The 13,049-nt window shown below is 66.7% G+C and carries 12 protein-coding genes and 1 other RNA gene; 9 read left to right on the top strand and 4 right to left on the bottom strand.

All coding sequences use genetic code 11. The features are described from left to right. Position 1 precedes the first annotated feature (1 nt). Positions 2-970, top strand: a complete 969-nt coding sequence (locus AAFN46_RS05660; RefSeq protein WP_347807716.1) for a type II secretion system F family protein — start codon at positions 2-4, stop codon at positions 968-970. Position 971: 1 nt separating this feature from the next. Beyond that, entirely contained in the window at positions 972-1,997 is a 1,026-nt protein-coding gene (locus AAFN46_RS05655) for a tetratricopeptide repeat protein (RefSeq protein WP_347807715.1), read from the top strand. 13 nt (positions 1,998-2,010) lie between these two features. On the opposite strand, the gene AAFN46_RS05650 is transcribed toward AAFN46_RS05655, so the two are convergent. Then, a complete protein-coding gene (locus tag AAFN46_RS05650; RefSeq protein ID WP_347807714.1) occupies positions 2,011-2,307 on the bottom strand; it encodes an HU family DNA-binding protein in 297 nt (98 codons plus the stop codon). A gap of 198 nt (positions 2,308-2,505) precedes the next feature. On the opposite strand from AAFN46_RS05650, the gene AAFN46_RS05645 reads away from it, so the two are divergent. The 4 genes from AAFN46_RS05645 (at position 2,506) to AAFN46_RS05630 (ending at position 6,119) form a co-directional block, all read left to right on the top strand. Beyond that, complete coding sequence (locus tag AAFN46_RS05645) at positions 2,506-4,140, top strand: methyl-accepting chemotaxis protein (protein ID WP_347807713.1); 1,635 nt, start codon at positions 2,506-2,508, stop codon at positions 4,138-4,140. A gap of 90 nt (positions 4,141-4,230) precedes the next feature. Further along, an RNA gene (ffs, locus tag AAFN46_RS05640) (signal recognition particle sRNA small type) lies at positions 4,231-4,327 on the top strand. 368 nt (positions 4,328-4,695) lie between these two features. Then, positions 4,696-5,457, top strand: a complete 762-nt coding sequence (locus AAFN46_RS05635) for an SDR family oxidoreductase (RefSeq protein ID WP_347807712.1) — start codon at positions 4,696-4,698, stop codon at positions 5,455-5,457. 314 nt (positions 5,458-5,771) lie between these two features. Further along, positions 5,772-6,119: a ribonuclease E inhibitor RraB gene (locus AAFN46_RS05630; RefSeq protein WP_347807711.1), complete on the top strand. Its 348-nt coding sequence runs from the start codon at positions 5,772-5,774 to the stop codon at positions 6,117-6,119. 17 nt (positions 6,120-6,136) lie between these two features. Here AAFN46_RS05630 and AAFN46_RS05625 read toward each other — a convergent pair whose 3' ends face one another. After that, the gene (locus tag AAFN46_RS05625; protein ID WP_347807710.1) at positions 6,137-7,027 is read right to left on the bottom strand and encodes a DUF6685 family protein; all 891 of its coding nucleotides are present in this window, start codon (positions 7,025-7,027) and stop codon (positions 6,137-6,139) included. A gap of 149 nt (positions 7,028-7,176) precedes the next feature. Here AAFN46_RS05625 and AAFN46_RS05620 point away from each other — a divergent pair, with 149 nt between their 5' ends. Both AAFN46_RS05620 and AAFN46_RS05615 read left to right on the top strand, forming a co-directional pair. Next, positions 7,177-7,398 carry a DUF2835 domain-containing protein gene (locus AAFN46_RS05620; protein WP_347807709.1) on the top strand — a complete coding sequence of 74 codons (222 nt, stop codon included), beginning with the start codon at positions 7,177-7,179 and terminating at the stop codon, positions 7,396-7,398. A 92-nt stretch (positions 7,399-7,490) separates the two neighbouring features. Continuing rightward, positions 7,491-8,519, top strand: a complete 1,029-nt coding sequence (locus tag AAFN46_RS05615) for a quinone-dependent dihydroorotate dehydrogenase (RefSeq protein WP_347807708.1) — start codon at positions 7,491-7,493, stop codon at positions 8,517-8,519. A 66-nt stretch (positions 8,520-8,585) separates the two neighbouring features. Here AAFN46_RS05615 and rmf read toward each other — a convergent pair whose 3' ends face one another. Beyond that, positions 8,586-8,801 (bottom strand): ribosome modulation factor, encoded by a 216-nt coding sequence (rmf, locus tag AAFN46_RS05610; protein WP_043307847.1) that lies wholly within the window; start codon positions 8,799-8,801, stop codon positions 8,586-8,588. 405 nt (positions 8,802-9,206) lie between these two features. Here rmf and rlmKL point away from each other — a divergent pair, with 405 nt between their 5' ends. Further along, on the top strand, positions 9,207-11,390 hold the full coding sequence (gene rlmKL, locus AAFN46_RS05605) for a bifunctional 23S rRNA (guanine(2069)-N(7))-methyltransferase RlmK/23S rRNA (guanine(2445)-N(2))-methyltransferase RlmL (RefSeq protein ID WP_347807707.1): 2,184 nt from the start codon (positions 9,207-9,209) through the stop codon (positions 11,388-11,390). A 101-nt stretch (positions 11,391-11,491) separates the two neighbouring features. Here rlmKL and dacB read toward each other — a convergent pair whose 3' ends face one another. Further along, the gene (gene dacB, locus AAFN46_RS05600; protein ID WP_347807706.1) at positions 11,492-12,925 is read right to left on the bottom strand and encodes a D-alanyl-D-alanine carboxypeptidase/D-alanyl-D-alanine-endopeptidase; all 1,434 of its coding nucleotides are present in this window, start codon (positions 12,923-12,925) and stop codon (positions 11,492-11,494) included. Positions 12,926-13,049 lie beyond the last annotated feature (124 nt).

Below are 13,049 nucleotides of genomic sequence, written 5' to 3'. Positions count from 1 at the left end.
CATGGACTACCTGCTGGCACTGATCAACCGCGCGGTGGGCGATGAGGAACTGGCCCGGATGTTGTTCGTCGGCGGTATTTCCCTCAGCGTGGTGTTACTGGTGGCGACCCTGGTGATGTTGCTGTTCGGCCTGCAGGATCCCGTGCAGCGGCGCCTGGGCATGATCAAGCGCGGCCATGGGCATGGCGCCGATAGCTATGTGGCGCCCAGCAATCTGCAGTTGTTGCTGGAGCAGGTAGGGCAGCGCTTCGCCAGCGATGACACGCGCAGCCTTTCACCGACTCGCCAGTTGCTGACCCACGCGGGATATCGTTCCGCCTCCGCTCCTCAGATCTACTGGGCTATTCGCCTGCTGCTGCCGGCATCGCTATTGATCGCCGCGCTGCTGGCTTTACCTCTGCTGCCCAAGATCTCCTTGAACGTCGGCATCATGCTGGTTGCGGCGGCTGTGGGTGTCGGCTGGCTGATACCGGCGATCTATGTCGACAAGCGCAAGGAGGGGCGCATGCACCGCCTGCGCGTGGCTTTTCCCGATGCGCTGGATCTGATGGTGGTCTGCGTCGAGTCAGGCCTGTCTCTGCCGCAGGCGATGGAGCGGGTTGCCGAGGAGATGCTGGTCAGCCACCCCGAATTGGCCGAGGAGCTGGCCATGGTCAATGCCGAGATCCGTGCCGGGGTACCCAACACCCAGGCGCTCAAGCATCTGGCCGAGCGCACCGGTTTGGACGATGTACAGGGACTGGTCAGCCTGCTGGCGCAGAGCATCCGTTTCGGCACCAGCGTCGCCGATACCCTGCGTGTCTACGCGGAGGAGTTTCGCGACCGCCGTACCCAGGCGGCGGAGGAGCAGGCGGCCAAGGTCGGGACTAAGCTGATCTTTCCCTTGGTGCTCTGTCTCTGGCCCAGTTTCTTCCTCGTTGCAATAGGCCCCGTGATAGTCGGGATTCTCAGAACCTTCGGGAAGCTATGACATGAATAGGAATCTTACGCTGCTCGCCCTGGCACTGGTTCTGGTCGGTTGCCAGAGCACGCCTGCAGGGCCCGACCGCTCCATCTTCAGCGGTCGCAACTCGGTGCTCTACCAGGTGCAGGAGCAGGCCAGTTCGCCGCAACAGGCCATGCGCATGGCGGCCATCGCCTATCAGGGCGGGGCCCTGGATCAGGCGCTGTATCAGTACCTGCGCGCCATCGAGCTGGATCCGAACGAGTACGAGGCCATGGTCTGGGTCGGGCGCATTCACCGCGAGAGAGGCAATAACCATCTGGCCGAGCTGGCCTATGCCGACGTGCTGCAAAACCAGCCCGACAACCTGTCGGCCTTGACCGAAATGGGCCTGCTGCAGCTGGCCATGCAGCGCCCGGCGAGCGCCCGGGAACTGCTGGGCAAGGCCTTGGCGGTCGACCAGCGGCGCCAGGGCGGAGCCGACGAGGGTGGGGCGCCGAGGGTCGACGGCGAGTCGCCGCTCAGGCTTTACAATGGCCTCGGCGTATTGGCCGACCTGGCCAATGACTTCGACAAGGCCGCCAGTTTCTACCGCCTGGCCCAGCAGATAGAACCACGCTCGCCCGTGGTGGCGAACAGCCAGGCCTACTCCCTGTACCTGGCGGGCAAGTGGAGTGAGGCCGAGGCCCAGTATCGTCGCGGGCTGAGCTTCGATGGACGCTATGAGCCGCTATGGCGCAACTACGGCCTGCTGCTGGCGCGCATGGGGCGCTACGAGGAGGCCCTGTCCAGTTTCGAGCAGGTGGAGAGCCGCGCCGCCGCGAGCAACGATGTCGGCTATGTCTGCCTGATCCAAGGCCGGCTGGATGCGGCCGAGCAGTTCTTCCAGAGCGCCATCGATCAGTCGCCGGCGCACTTCGCAATGGCCTGGGAAAACCTGCAGCGGGTCAAGCAGATTCGTCGCTTGCGCCAGCACGGCGGCGCCCGGGATGGCGCCGAGGAAGCCGAGTCCTTCGCGGTAATGCCGAAGGAGGCGCTCAAGGTCACACCCTGAACGCCATGTTCCGTTAGGCGCCGTTGAGGCCGTCCAGCAGGGCCTTGGCCGGCACCAGCTTGATCGTCTTCTTCGCGGCGATCTGGATCGCCTTGCCGGTGGCCGGGTTGCGCCCGGTGCGCGCCGGACGCTCGCCGACCTTGAGCTTGCCGACCCCGGGCAGGCTGATCTCGCCGTCGTTCTCCAGCGCATCCGCGACTATCTCGCCCAACTGGTCGAGCAGGGCGCGCACATCGTTCTTCTGCAGGTCGCAGGCTTCGGCGAGGTCGGTGATCAGTTGATCCTTGGTAATGGCCATCTCGGGCTCCATTCTGGCTAAGGGATGCCCGCGGCGCGGGCGATTCGGCAGGCAAACTAGCACAACTCGCGAGAGCTGATGCGCCAGGAGCAATCACCAGGTTTTGCGCAGGCCGCGCCGATGGATACCGGGATCTGTCCGCGGGCAGGCTCAAGGCCAGTGGCTATGCTTAATTGCACGATAACGGCAGCGCATCCGCGGGAGGCCATCATGTTGCGTCTATTCGCCGACCTTGGTTTTCGCTGGAAGATCGCTCTACCGATTCTGCTGCTCGCCGTCCTGCTGGTGCTCATCGGTGGCCTCGGCATGCTGGGCACCAACCAGGCCGTCGACTCCAGCGTGCGCTTGACCAATCGCTACCTGCCGGCCATCAGTCTGCTGCTAAATGCCGATCGCGACCTTTACCAGGCCTTCGTCGCCGAACGCAGCATGCTCGGCGAGGCGGCCGGCGACCATGCGCAAGCGCTGAGGGCGGCGCATGCCGAAAATATCCAGCAGGCCTACGATCGCGTGCACAAGTACGCCGATATGCAACCGGGTAGGGAGGCGGCAGCCCTGGTGGCGGCTTTCGACCGCGGTTTCGCCCAGTGGAAGGTTACCTCCAGCAGGGTTGTCGAGCTGAGCGCCAGCGATCCGGAGGCCGCCTCGGCGCTGAGTTACGGGGCCAGCGAGACGCAGTTCGAGGCCATGCGTGACGCCATCGACAAGCTGGGCGAGTTGGAGGACCGCGAGGCCAACGCCGAAGGCACGGCGGCCATCGCCCAGGGCGAGAAACGCAGTTGGCAGCAGGGCGCGTTCATCGTGATCGGCCTGCTGATCTGCGCCGTGCTGGTCCTGGGTTTCCCGCTGCTGGTGACTCGTCCCTTGCACAACCTGCTGCACCGCATCGAGCAGATCGCCGAGGGCGACGGCGACCTGCGGGTGCGCCTGGAGGTGCTGTCGCGCGACGAACTGGGCAAGCTCAGCGATGCCTTCAATCGCTTCCTCGACAAATTGCAGCCGCTGATTCGCGAGGTCGGGCGGGTCACCGGCGAGGTCGAAACCTCGGCCGCGACCCTGGCCAACATGGCGGCGGCCAACGACCGCCTGATCAGCAGCGAGCACGCGGCGGTCGACCAGGTCAGCACGGCCGCCACCGAGATGAGCGCCGCCGTGCATGAGGTGGCGCGCAATGCGCAGAGCGCCGCCGACGCCGCGCGCAGTGCCGAGGCGCAGTCGCGCGAGGGTGCCCAGGTGGTGGGTGCCACCATTCACGCCATCCGCCAGTTGGCGCAGGAGGTGGAAAGCGCCTCCGGCACCATCCAGACCCTGGAGCAGGAGACGGCCAATATCGGTGCGGTACTGGCGGTGATCAAGGGCATCGCCGAGCAGACCAACCTGCTGGCGCTCAATGCCGCCATCGAGGCGGCTCGTGCCGGCGAGCAGGGCAGGGGCTTCGCCGTGGTGGCGGACGAGGTGCGTGCCCTGGCCGCGCGCACCCAGGACTCGACCAAGGACATCCAGCAGATGATCGAGCGCCTGCAGAGCGGCGTGCAGAACGCGGTCAAGGCCATGCATGCGGGCAGCGAGAGGGCTCGCGACAGCGTCGAGCGCGCCGCCGGCGTCGACGGTGCGCTGTCCGCCACCGGCGATTCGGTGTCGCGGATCAACGACATGGCGGCGCAGATCGCCACCGCCTGCGAGCAGCAGAGCAGCGTCACCGAGCAGATCGCCCACAACATCAGCGATATCCGCGACCTGTCCACCGAGGCGGCACAGACATCCGAGCAGAGCACCCAGGCCAGCGCCAGGCTCTCCGAGCTGTCCCATGGCCTGGCCCAACTGGTCGGCCGCTTCCGTGTGTGATGCGTCTAAGTGTTTGAAGCGGTTGTAACTTCTCGGTTTACCAGTACAATGGCGCGGCCCGTCGCTCGACGGGCTTCGTTATGGTGGCCCCACCGGTCCCCCCGCAACGATTACCCGTTAACCTGGTCAGGTCCGGAAGGAAGCAGCCATAGCGGGAACATCGTGTGCCGGGGTGTGGCTGGTGGGGCCGCCTCCATTCTGCCCCAGCCATTTACTCCAACCGTTCTCGCCCAAGCGCTTGGGCAAGGCGTCTCCGTGCCTGGTTAGAGCGTTTCCAGGCGCTGCTGCCGCTGGCACCGCGGTCCGCCCGGCCTATCGCAGAGACGAGGTGCTGGCGCCCGTGACGCCGTAGTGGGCAGGCGCGGGCTCTGCTAGCGAGGTTGTCGGCCTGAGCCGCCTTGGCGACGGTGCGGCGGCATGCCAAGCAGCCGTTAATCGGCAATACTCGTGGCATATGGAGACCACAGTGCATACGCCGATGCGCGGGCTGATTGTCACCAGCCTGGGTTTGGCCATGCTCCGAGCTAGCGAGTTTCTGCGGGAACGAGGCTGTCGATGAACACCATCCTGATCACCGGGGCCGCCTCCGGTATTGGCGCTGCCACCGCGCGTCTGTTCCACGCCCGGGGCTGGACGGTGGGGCTGCTGGATATCGATCACAGCGCGCTCGCCACCCTGGCCGCCGAGCTGGGCGGGGTATGGCACGCCGAACTCGACGTCACCGACGTCGGCGCCGTGCGCGAGGCGCTGCAGGACTTCTGCGCCCAGCACGGCGGGGCCCTGCGCCTGCTGTTCAACTCCGCCGGCCTGCTGCGTTTCGGCCACTTCGAGGAGATCGCGATGGAGGAGCACGCGCGTATCCTGCAGGTCAACCTGCTCGGCCTGCTGCAGGTCACCCACGCGGCCTTTCCGTACCTCAAGGGCACGCCGGGGGCCCAGGTGATCAACATGGGCTCGGCCTCGGGGCTCTATGGCACGCCGCACATGGCCAGCTATTCGGCCTCCAAGTTCGCCGTGCGTGGCCTGACCGAGGCGCTGGAGCTTGAATGGCGGCGCCACGGCATTCGGGTCGGCGACCTGATGCCGCCGTTCGTCCGCACGCCCATGGTCGCCCGGCAGAGCTTCGAGCCGCCGGTGCTGCGCCGCCTGGGCCTGCGCCTGAGCGCCGAGGATATCGCCGAGCAGGTGTGGCGGCAGGCGCTTCGGCCCAGGGTGCATCGCCCCATCCACTGGCTGTTCCGCCTGATGTACGGCCTCGGGCAGGTCTCGCCACCCTGGCTCTCGCGCCTGTCGATGGCCTGGCTTAGCCGGGACTAGTGGCCTGTCTGGCGATTACCACACCAGCATCGCTGCCATTCCCGGGCATGGCTCGAATGCGCGAAACTGACTGCACGGGCCATTAGCCGCCCGTCGCCAAGGGGGCGAGGCGGCGGCAGGGCGTCGAGTCAGGCGCTACCCTCAAAAAGAAGCGGCACCGGCCGGCATTCGTCTGGCCAGCCGCTCGCGGGCTTGCGCCTGCACATGACAGACCGGGCAGTTCCTGCCTGGTGCTCGGGCGGCACCGCTTGGTGTCGCAGGGCCGCCTAGCGTTGGCGGCTGCGGTCAATCCATCGCCTGAAGGAGGTCGTTTCATGAGCACAGCCTTCCAAGATGATGTCAGCAGTAACGTTCTGCGCCGCATGAAAGAAGGGGGCTTCGATTTCGCCCGGGTTCACCCCATCGAGTTCTACGCCATCTTCCCCGACGAAGCGCGCGCCAGACAGGCCGCCAGGCAGTTCCGCGGGGAGTCGCTGAACGCCCAGGTGCAGATCGGCGACGACGGCGCCTGGCACTTGCAGGTGAGCAAGGTGATGTATGCCACCCATGCCGGAATAGGCGATTTCGAGCAGGATCTGGAGGCGCTGGTGGTGCCCCTGGGTGGAGTGCTGGATGGCTGGGGCGTGACCCAGGAGGTGCACCTCGCCCCCTCACGCCTCTGAGATCGCTGCGCCAGCGTTCATTCCGAGGTGCGCTGGTGCAGGGCCTCGAGGTAGGCGATCACATCCGGGGCGCCGGCCAGGCGCAGCCCCTCGCCCAGGGCATTGGCCTCCTGCGAGTCTTTCGGCAGCAGCAGGAACTCCGGCGCATCCGGGTAGCGCAGCAGCGACAGGCGCGCATAGGGCAGGCCGTGATCCAGCAGCAGGCTCATGAAGGCCGGCTCGCTCCAGGCCTGCACCGGCATGGCCAGCATATGGTAGCGCCGGCGCAGCTCGGCCAGGCCGTCGCCACTCAGGTGGTAGCGGATCAGCTCTCCCGGCAGGGTCACTTCCAGGCCGCGCAGGCGGGCGTAGGCGATGGCGCAGGCGAAGCTTTCACCGTGCTGTTCGCCGGCCCAGAACAGGCGCTCCCCGTGCCAGCTGGCCTGGCGCAGCTCCACTGGCTCGGCGGCCAGGAAGCGCGGCATGGCGTGGCTGACGGTCTTGAGAAAGTCCTTGTAGCTGATGATGCGGGCGCAGCGCCCGAGCGGGCTGGCGGCCAGTTCCTCGAAGCTGCCCAGGCTGTCGTCCAGGCTGGGGGGCGGGCTGCACAGGCCGTCGATCAGGCGCAGGTCGAAGTTGTCCAGGTGCAGCTGCTCGCGCTCGACCACCGCCATCAACACGCTGCGGGCGGCGGCCTTGTCCTCCTGCACCGGGCCGGACAGGGCATCGCGCGGTAGGTCGACCAGGCGCTGCAATGGCGGCCCGGCGGCCCACCAGATGCTCTCGGCCGGCTGCGGCAAGGCGCGAAACGGCAGGCGCAGGTGGCGGGCGCGCTCGAAGATCAGACGCGGCCCACGACCGCTCAGCCCGAGGCGTTGGGCGAGGGCGGAAAGGCGCGAGGCAATGGTGGTGGATTCGGACAAGCGCATGACCCGAGGAAGGTTGCCTGGTACTACTGTGCCAGTGTGGCAGAGCCATCGGTTCGGCGCACTATCCAGGCGCCGAGATAGTGCCATGGCAGCCGAGCGCGCGGCCTCGCCTGTGGCAGAATAGGGGTCGTCATTTCGAGGATGCCTCCATGCCCAGCCTGGTGCTGGATATCGCCTTGCCCGCCGAACGCTTCCTGGCCGTGTACCAGGGGCGTGCCAATCGAGTGCTGCTGTACAGTCGCGATGGCCGTAAAGTCAGTCTACCGGCCCATCACCTGCGTCCTTTCCTGCGCCACGACGGCATACATGGCGTATTCGAGCTGGAGTTCAGTATGGCCGGGGAACTGCTCGACCTGCGCCAGCTGCAATAGCTCTTATTACTCCCTTGCCTCGCCTGAGGCTAGTGTCGACGGCTATAATCGCGCCCTGCATCCCACTGTCACCCTATCCGAGCCGATCCCCCATGTACGACCTGGCCCGCGCGCTGCTGTTCCGTCTCGCCCCCGAAACCTCCCACGAACTGTCCATCGACCTGATCGGCGCAGGGGGGCGCCTGGGACTCAACGGCCTGCTGTGCAAGGCGCCGGTCAAGCTGCCGGTGCGGGTGATGGGGCTGGAGTTCCCCAACCCGGTGGGGCTGGCCGCCGGCCTGGACAAGAACGGCGACGCCATCGACGGCTTCGCCCAGCTCGGCTTCGGTTTCGTCGAGATCGGCACCGTCACCCCGCGCCCGCAGCCGGGCAACCCCAAGCCGCGCCTGTTCCGCCTGCCGCAGGCCAATGCCATCATCAATCGCATGGGCTTCAACAACCAGGGCGTCGAGCACCTGCTGGCGCGGGTCCAGGCGGCGAAATACAAGGGCGTGCTGGGCATCAACATCGGCAAGAACTTCGACACTCCGGTCGAGCGCGCGGTGGACGACTACCTGATCGGCCTGGACAAGGTCTATGCCCACGCCAGCTACATCACTGTCAACGTCAGCTCGCCGAACACCCCCGGCCTGCGCAGCCTGCAGTTCGGCGACCAGCTCAAGCAGCTGCTCGCAGCCCTGAGCCAGCGCCAGCAGGAGCTGGCCACCCAGCACGGCAAGCGCGTGCCACTGGCGATCAAGATCGCCCCGGACATGAGCGACGAGGAGACCGTGCAGGTGGCCCAGGCGCTGGTCGAGACCGGCATGGACGCGGTGATCGCCACCAACACCACCCTCGGTCGCGAAGGCGTGGAGGGGCTGCCGTTCGGCAACGAGGCCGGCGGTCTGTCCGGTGCGCCGGTGCGCGACAAGAGCACCCACACCGTGCGGGTGCTGGCCGGCGAGCTCAAGGGGCGCCTGCCGATCATCGCCGTGGGTGGCATCACCGAGGGCAGCCATGCGGCGGAGAAGATCGCCGCCGGCGCCAGCCTGGTGCAGATCTATTCCGGTTTCATCTACAGGGGGCCGGCATTGATCCGCGAGGCGGTGGACGCCATCGCGGCTCTGCCGAAAGGGCAATAAAAAGGGCCCCTGAGGGGCCCTGGGCTCTCGCCCTGCCGTCCGGATGGGACGGCTTGGTGAAGTCGGTCAACCGACAGCGTGAAGTTCGTTGAGTCTGTGGATACCGGCGGCGCCGGTCAGGCCGTCCCAGTTATCGCCACGGCCCTCGCGCCAGCCATTGATCCAGGCTTGACGGGTGGTCGGGTGGGTGAAAGGACACATATCGCGGGATTTGCCATGAATGCCGTGCTGATAACCGCGCAAGAAAGCTCGTTCCAACGGATCACGCTTAAGTCTTCTCATCGGGTGTTGCCCTCACTGTTGACTGTTATGTCCCGTTGGTCCCTTGGTGGGACCGGGCAGAAAACTATCTGCCAGCGGGGCCCGTTGCCGGCGTGACGGGCCACCTGCCAGCACCATTGCGGTGCCGGCCTTGAGTTGATTTCTAACCAATGCGTTTCGGCCTGTGAATGATCGTTTTGTCATAAGAGCGTAACGCGAGAATGATGGGAGCCATAAGCCGGGCTCCCGAGGGGGAGCGAATCGAGAGTGAGGGGCGCGTCGTTGGCGAGTCCCGACGGTGAGCAGAGGCGATTTGCCAGTGCGAACCGATCTCGTCTGGCTCCTTGGCTATTCCGACGAAGGGTCGCGGTGCGACCATCAGTCGCCTATGGTGGCCGGCAGGCCGCCACAACCATTGGATACTCCATGTCTGACCGCTACGAACTGATCCTGACCTGTCCCAAGAGCCTGGAAGGCCTGTTGCTCGAAGAAGCCAGTGGCCTGGGGCTGGAGGAGGCCCGCGAGCAGACCGCCGCCGTGCGCGGTTTTGCCGAAATCGAAGTGGGCTATCGCCTGTGCCTCTGGTCGCGCCTGGCCAACCGCGTGCTGCTGGTGCTGCGCCGCTTCCCGGTGAGCAACGCCGAAGACCTCTATCAGGGCGTGCTGGCGGTGGACTGGGCCGAGCACCTGGACCCGGCCGGCACCCTGGCGGTGGAGTTCAGCGGCCACGGCGCCGGCATCGACAACACCCACTTCGGCGCGCTCAAGGTCAAGGACGCCATAGTCGACAAGCTGCGTACCCCGGCCGGCATCCGCCCGTCGATCGACAAGGTCGACCCGCACCTGCGCGTGCACTTGCGCCTGGATCGTGGCGAGGCGGTGCTGTCGCTGGACCTTTCCGGGCACAGCCTGCATCAGCGTGGCTATCGTCTGCAGCAGGGCGCCGCGCCGCTCAAGGAGAACCTGGCGGCGGCCATCCTGCTGCGCGCCGGCTGGCCGCGCATCGCCGCAGAGGGCGGCGCCCTGGCCGACCCCATGTGCGGCGTCGGCACCTTCCTGGTCGAGGCGGCCATGATGGCCACCGACATGGCGCCCAACCTCAAGCGCGAGCGCTGGGGCTTCTCCAGTTGGCTGGGCCATGTGCCGGCGATCTGGAAGAAGCTGCATGCCGAGGCCGAGCAGCGTGCCGCCGCCGGCCTGGCCAGGCCGCCGTTGTGGATTCGCGGCTACGAGGCCGACCCGCGGCTAATCCAGCCGGCGCGCAACAATATCGAACGGGCCGGCCTGGGCGAGTGGGTCAAGCTGTACCAGGGCGAGCTGGCCACCTTCGAGCCGCGCCCGGACAAGAACCAGACCGGCCTGATCGTCAGCAACCCGCCCTACGGCGAGCGCCTGGGCGACGAGGCGAGTCTGCTCTATCTCTACCAGAACCTCGGCGAGCGCCTGCGCCAGAGCTGCCTGAACTGGGAGGCGGCGGTGTTCACCGGCGCGCCCGAGCTGGGCAAGCGCATGGGCCTGCGCAGCCACAAGCAGTACGCCTTCTGGAACGGCGCGCTGCCGTGCAAGCTGCTGCTGTTCAAGGTGCTGCCGGAACAGTTCGTCACCGGCGACCGCCGCCAGACGGGCGAGGTGGGCGGCGCCGCCCCCGCGGCCAGCGAGCCGGCGCGCCTGTCCGAGGGTGGGCAGATGTTCGCCAACCGCCTGCAGAAGAACCTCAAGAGCCTGGGCAAGTGGGCGAAGAAGGCCGGCATCGAGTGCTACCGCCTGTACGACGCCGACATGCCCGAGTACGCCCTGGCCGTGGACCTGTACCGCGACTGGGTGCATGTGCAGGAATACGCGCCGCCGCGCTCCATCGACCCGGACAAGGCCCAGGCGCGCCTGCTCGATGCTCTGGCGGCCATTCCGGTGGCCCTGGGCATCTCGCCCGATCAAGTGGTGATCAAGCGCCGCGAGCGGCAGAGCGGCACCCGGCAGTACGAGCGGCAGGCCAGCCAGGGGCAGTTCATGGAAGTGACCGAGGGCGGCGCGCGCCTGCTGGTCAACCTCACCGACTACCTGGACACCGGCCTGTTCCTCGACCACCGCCCGCTGCGCCTGCGCATCCAGAAAGAGGCGGCCGGCAAGCGCTTCCTCAACCTGTTCTGCTACACCGCCACCGCCACCGTGCACGCGGCCAAGGGCGGCGCGCGCAGTACCACCAGCGTCGACCTGTCGAAGACCTATCTGGACTGGGCGCGGCGCAACCTGGCGCTCAACGGCTTCTCCGACAAGCAGAAACTGGAGCAGGCCAACGTCATGGAATGGCTGGAGAAGGATCGCGGCGAGTACGACCTGATCTTCATCGATCCGCCGACCTTCTCCAACTCCAAGCGCATGGAGGGGGTGTTCGACGTGCAGCGCGACCAGGTGCGCCTGCTCGACCTGGCCATGGCCCGCCTGGCCAGGGGCGGGGTGCTGTACTTCTCCAACAACTTCCGCAAGTTCCAGCTCGATCCGAGCCTGGAGGAGCGTTATGCGGTGGAGGAAATCAGCGCGCAGACCCTCGATCAGGACTTCGCCCGCAACCCGAAGATCCACCGCGCCTGGCGCCTGACCATCAAGACCTGACTCGCGCGCCTGCGCTGCGTGGCCAGGCAGATTCCCTCTCCCCGCCGGGGAGAGGGGAGGCAGCGGCATTACGCCATCAGGCGAGCGTTCCCGGCGCGCACTCAGCGCCGGTAGATATCCACCAGTATCTGGTCGAGGATCGCCGAGGCGCCCCAGGGGCGTGGGTCGTTGAGGATGGCCACCACCACCCAGTTCTGCCCCTTGGCCGTGCGGGTGAAGCCGGCGATGGCGCGCACGTTGTTCAGCGTGCCGGTCTTGATATGGGCCTGCCCCTGCATGGCGGTGTTCTTCAGGCGCTTGCGCATGGTGCCGTCCATGCCCACCAGCGGCATGGAGGCGATGAACTCGGGCGCGTAGGGACTGTGCCAGGCGGCCTGCAGCATGCCGGCCAGCTCGCGGGCGCTGACCCGTTCGGCGCGTGACAGGCCCGAGCCGTTCTCGACCACCAGGTGCGGCGCGGTGATGCCCTTCTTCGCCAGCCAGGCGCGAATCACCCGCTGCGCCGCCTTGGCGTCGTCGGCGTCGACGCGGTCGCGGAATTTGGCGCCCAGGCTGAGGAACAGCTGCTGCGCCATGGTGTTGTTGCTGTACTTGTTGATGTCGCGAATGATCTCCACCAGGTCCGGGGAGAAGGTCCGCGCCAGCAGCCTGGCGCCTTTCGGCACATCACCGACGCGGTCCCTGCCGAGGATGCTGCCCCCCAGCTCCTGCCAGATGGCGCGCACGGCACCGGCGGCGTAGCCGGGGTGGTCGAGCAGGGCCAGGTAGCTCTGCGCGCTGCAGCCCTCGGCCAGTTTGCCGGTCACCACCAGGGTGGTGCCGTCGTACTGGGTCACCGGGTTGTAGCGCACGTCCGGCCAGGAGGGGCACTTGGCGGCGCCGAGCGCCTTGACCTGGTTGTCGATGCGCACGTTGGTCAACGGCGGCTCCATCATCACGCTGACCTTGCCGCCTGCGGTGCGGGTGATCATGCGCACGGCCTTGAGGTTGACCAGCAGCGAGTCGGGGCCGACCAGGAAGGGCTTGTTGGGGTCACCACCATCGTCGTTGAAGGTGGGCAGTGTCGGGTGGCGAAAGTGGTTGCGATCCAGCACCAGGTCGCCGGTGATGCGCTGTACGCCGTTGGCACGCAGGTCGCGCATCATCAGCCAGAGCTTCTCCATGTTCAGCTTGGGATCGCCGCCGCCCTTGAGATAGAGATTGCCGTTGAGCACGCCGTCCTTCAGCGGGCCGTCGCCATAGAACTCGGTTTGCCACTGGTAGGTCGGACCGAGCAGCTCCAGGGCCGCGTAGGTGGTGACCAGCTTCATGGTCGAGGCCGGGTTCACCGACACGTCGGCGTTGTAGAGGATGCCGGTGCCGACTCCGTCCAGCGGCAGGGCCACGACCGAGAGGCTGTTGGCGGAGATCTTGTTGGCCTTGAGCGACTGCTGCACCTTGCTCGGCAACACGCTGCTGGTTTGCACGGCGAACACGGGCAGGGCGAGTGACAACAGCAGCGGGGCGAGGGCGATGGAGCGCGGAATTCTGATCATGGGGCAAGGTGGACACGGCTGGATGGATGACATGCATTATGCCCGAAGCACCGTTGCGGCAAGCGTTCGGACGAGTTTTTTCTGAGCGGACGGGCAGTCGCTGCCGCACTCTGCTAGAGTGCCG

Source organism: Pseudomonas sp. CAU 1711 (genome assembly GCF_039888625.1).
In the GTDB taxonomy this organism is placed as follows: domain Bacteria; phylum Pseudomonadota; class Gammaproteobacteria; order Pseudomonadales; family Pseudomonadaceae; genus Aquipseudomonas.
The sequence above is the reverse complement of the archived record's forward strand: the minus strand, read 5'-3'. Positions and strand labels throughout refer to the sequence as shown.

Bases quoted from the DNA above. Each gene is read 5' to 3' on its own strand.
- AAFN46_RS05660 (WP_347807716.1), top strand. From the start codon at position 2: ATGGACTACCTGCTGGCACTGATCAACCGCGCGGTGGGCGATGAGGAA.
- AAFN46_RS05655 (WP_347807715.1), top strand. From the start codon at position 972: ATGAATAGGAATCTTACGCTGCTCGCCCTGGCACTGGTTCTGGTCGGT.
- AAFN46_RS05650 (WP_347807714.1), bottom strand. From the start codon at position 2,307: ATGGAGCCCGAGATGGCCATTACCAAGGATCAACTGATCACCGACCTC.
- AAFN46_RS05645 (WP_347807713.1), top strand. From the start codon at position 2,506: ATGTTGCGTCTATTCGCCGACCTTGGTTTTCGCTGGAAGATCGCTCTA.
- AAFN46_RS05635 (WP_347807712.1), top strand. From the start codon at position 4,696: ATGAACACCATCCTGATCACCGGGGCCGCCTCCGGTATTGGCGCTGCC.
- AAFN46_RS05630 (WP_347807711.1), top strand. From the start codon at position 5,772: ATGAGCACAGCCTTCCAAGATGATGTCAGCAGTAACGTTCTGCGCCGC.
- AAFN46_RS05625 (WP_347807710.1), bottom strand. From the start codon at position 7,027: ATGCGCTTGTCCGAATCCACCACCATTGCCTCGCGCCTTTCCGCCCTC.
- AAFN46_RS05620 (WP_347807709.1), top strand. From the start codon at position 7,177: ATGCCCAGCCTGGTGCTGGATATCGCCTTGCCCGCCGAACGCTTCCTG.
- AAFN46_RS05615 (WP_347807708.1), top strand. From the start codon at position 7,491: ATGTACGACCTGGCCCGCGCGCTGCTGTTCCGTCTCGCCCCCGAAACC.
- rmf (WP_043307847.1), bottom strand. From the start codon at position 8,801: ATGAGAAGACTTAAGCGTGATCCGTTGGAACGAGCTTTCTTGCGCGGT.
- rlmKL (WP_347807707.1), top strand. From the start codon at position 9,207: ATGTCTGACCGCTACGAACTGATCCTGACCTGTCCCAAGAGCCTGGAA.
- dacB (WP_347807706.1), bottom strand. From the start codon at position 12,925: ATGATCAGAATTCCGCGCTCCATCGCCCTCGCCCCGCTGCTGTTGTCA.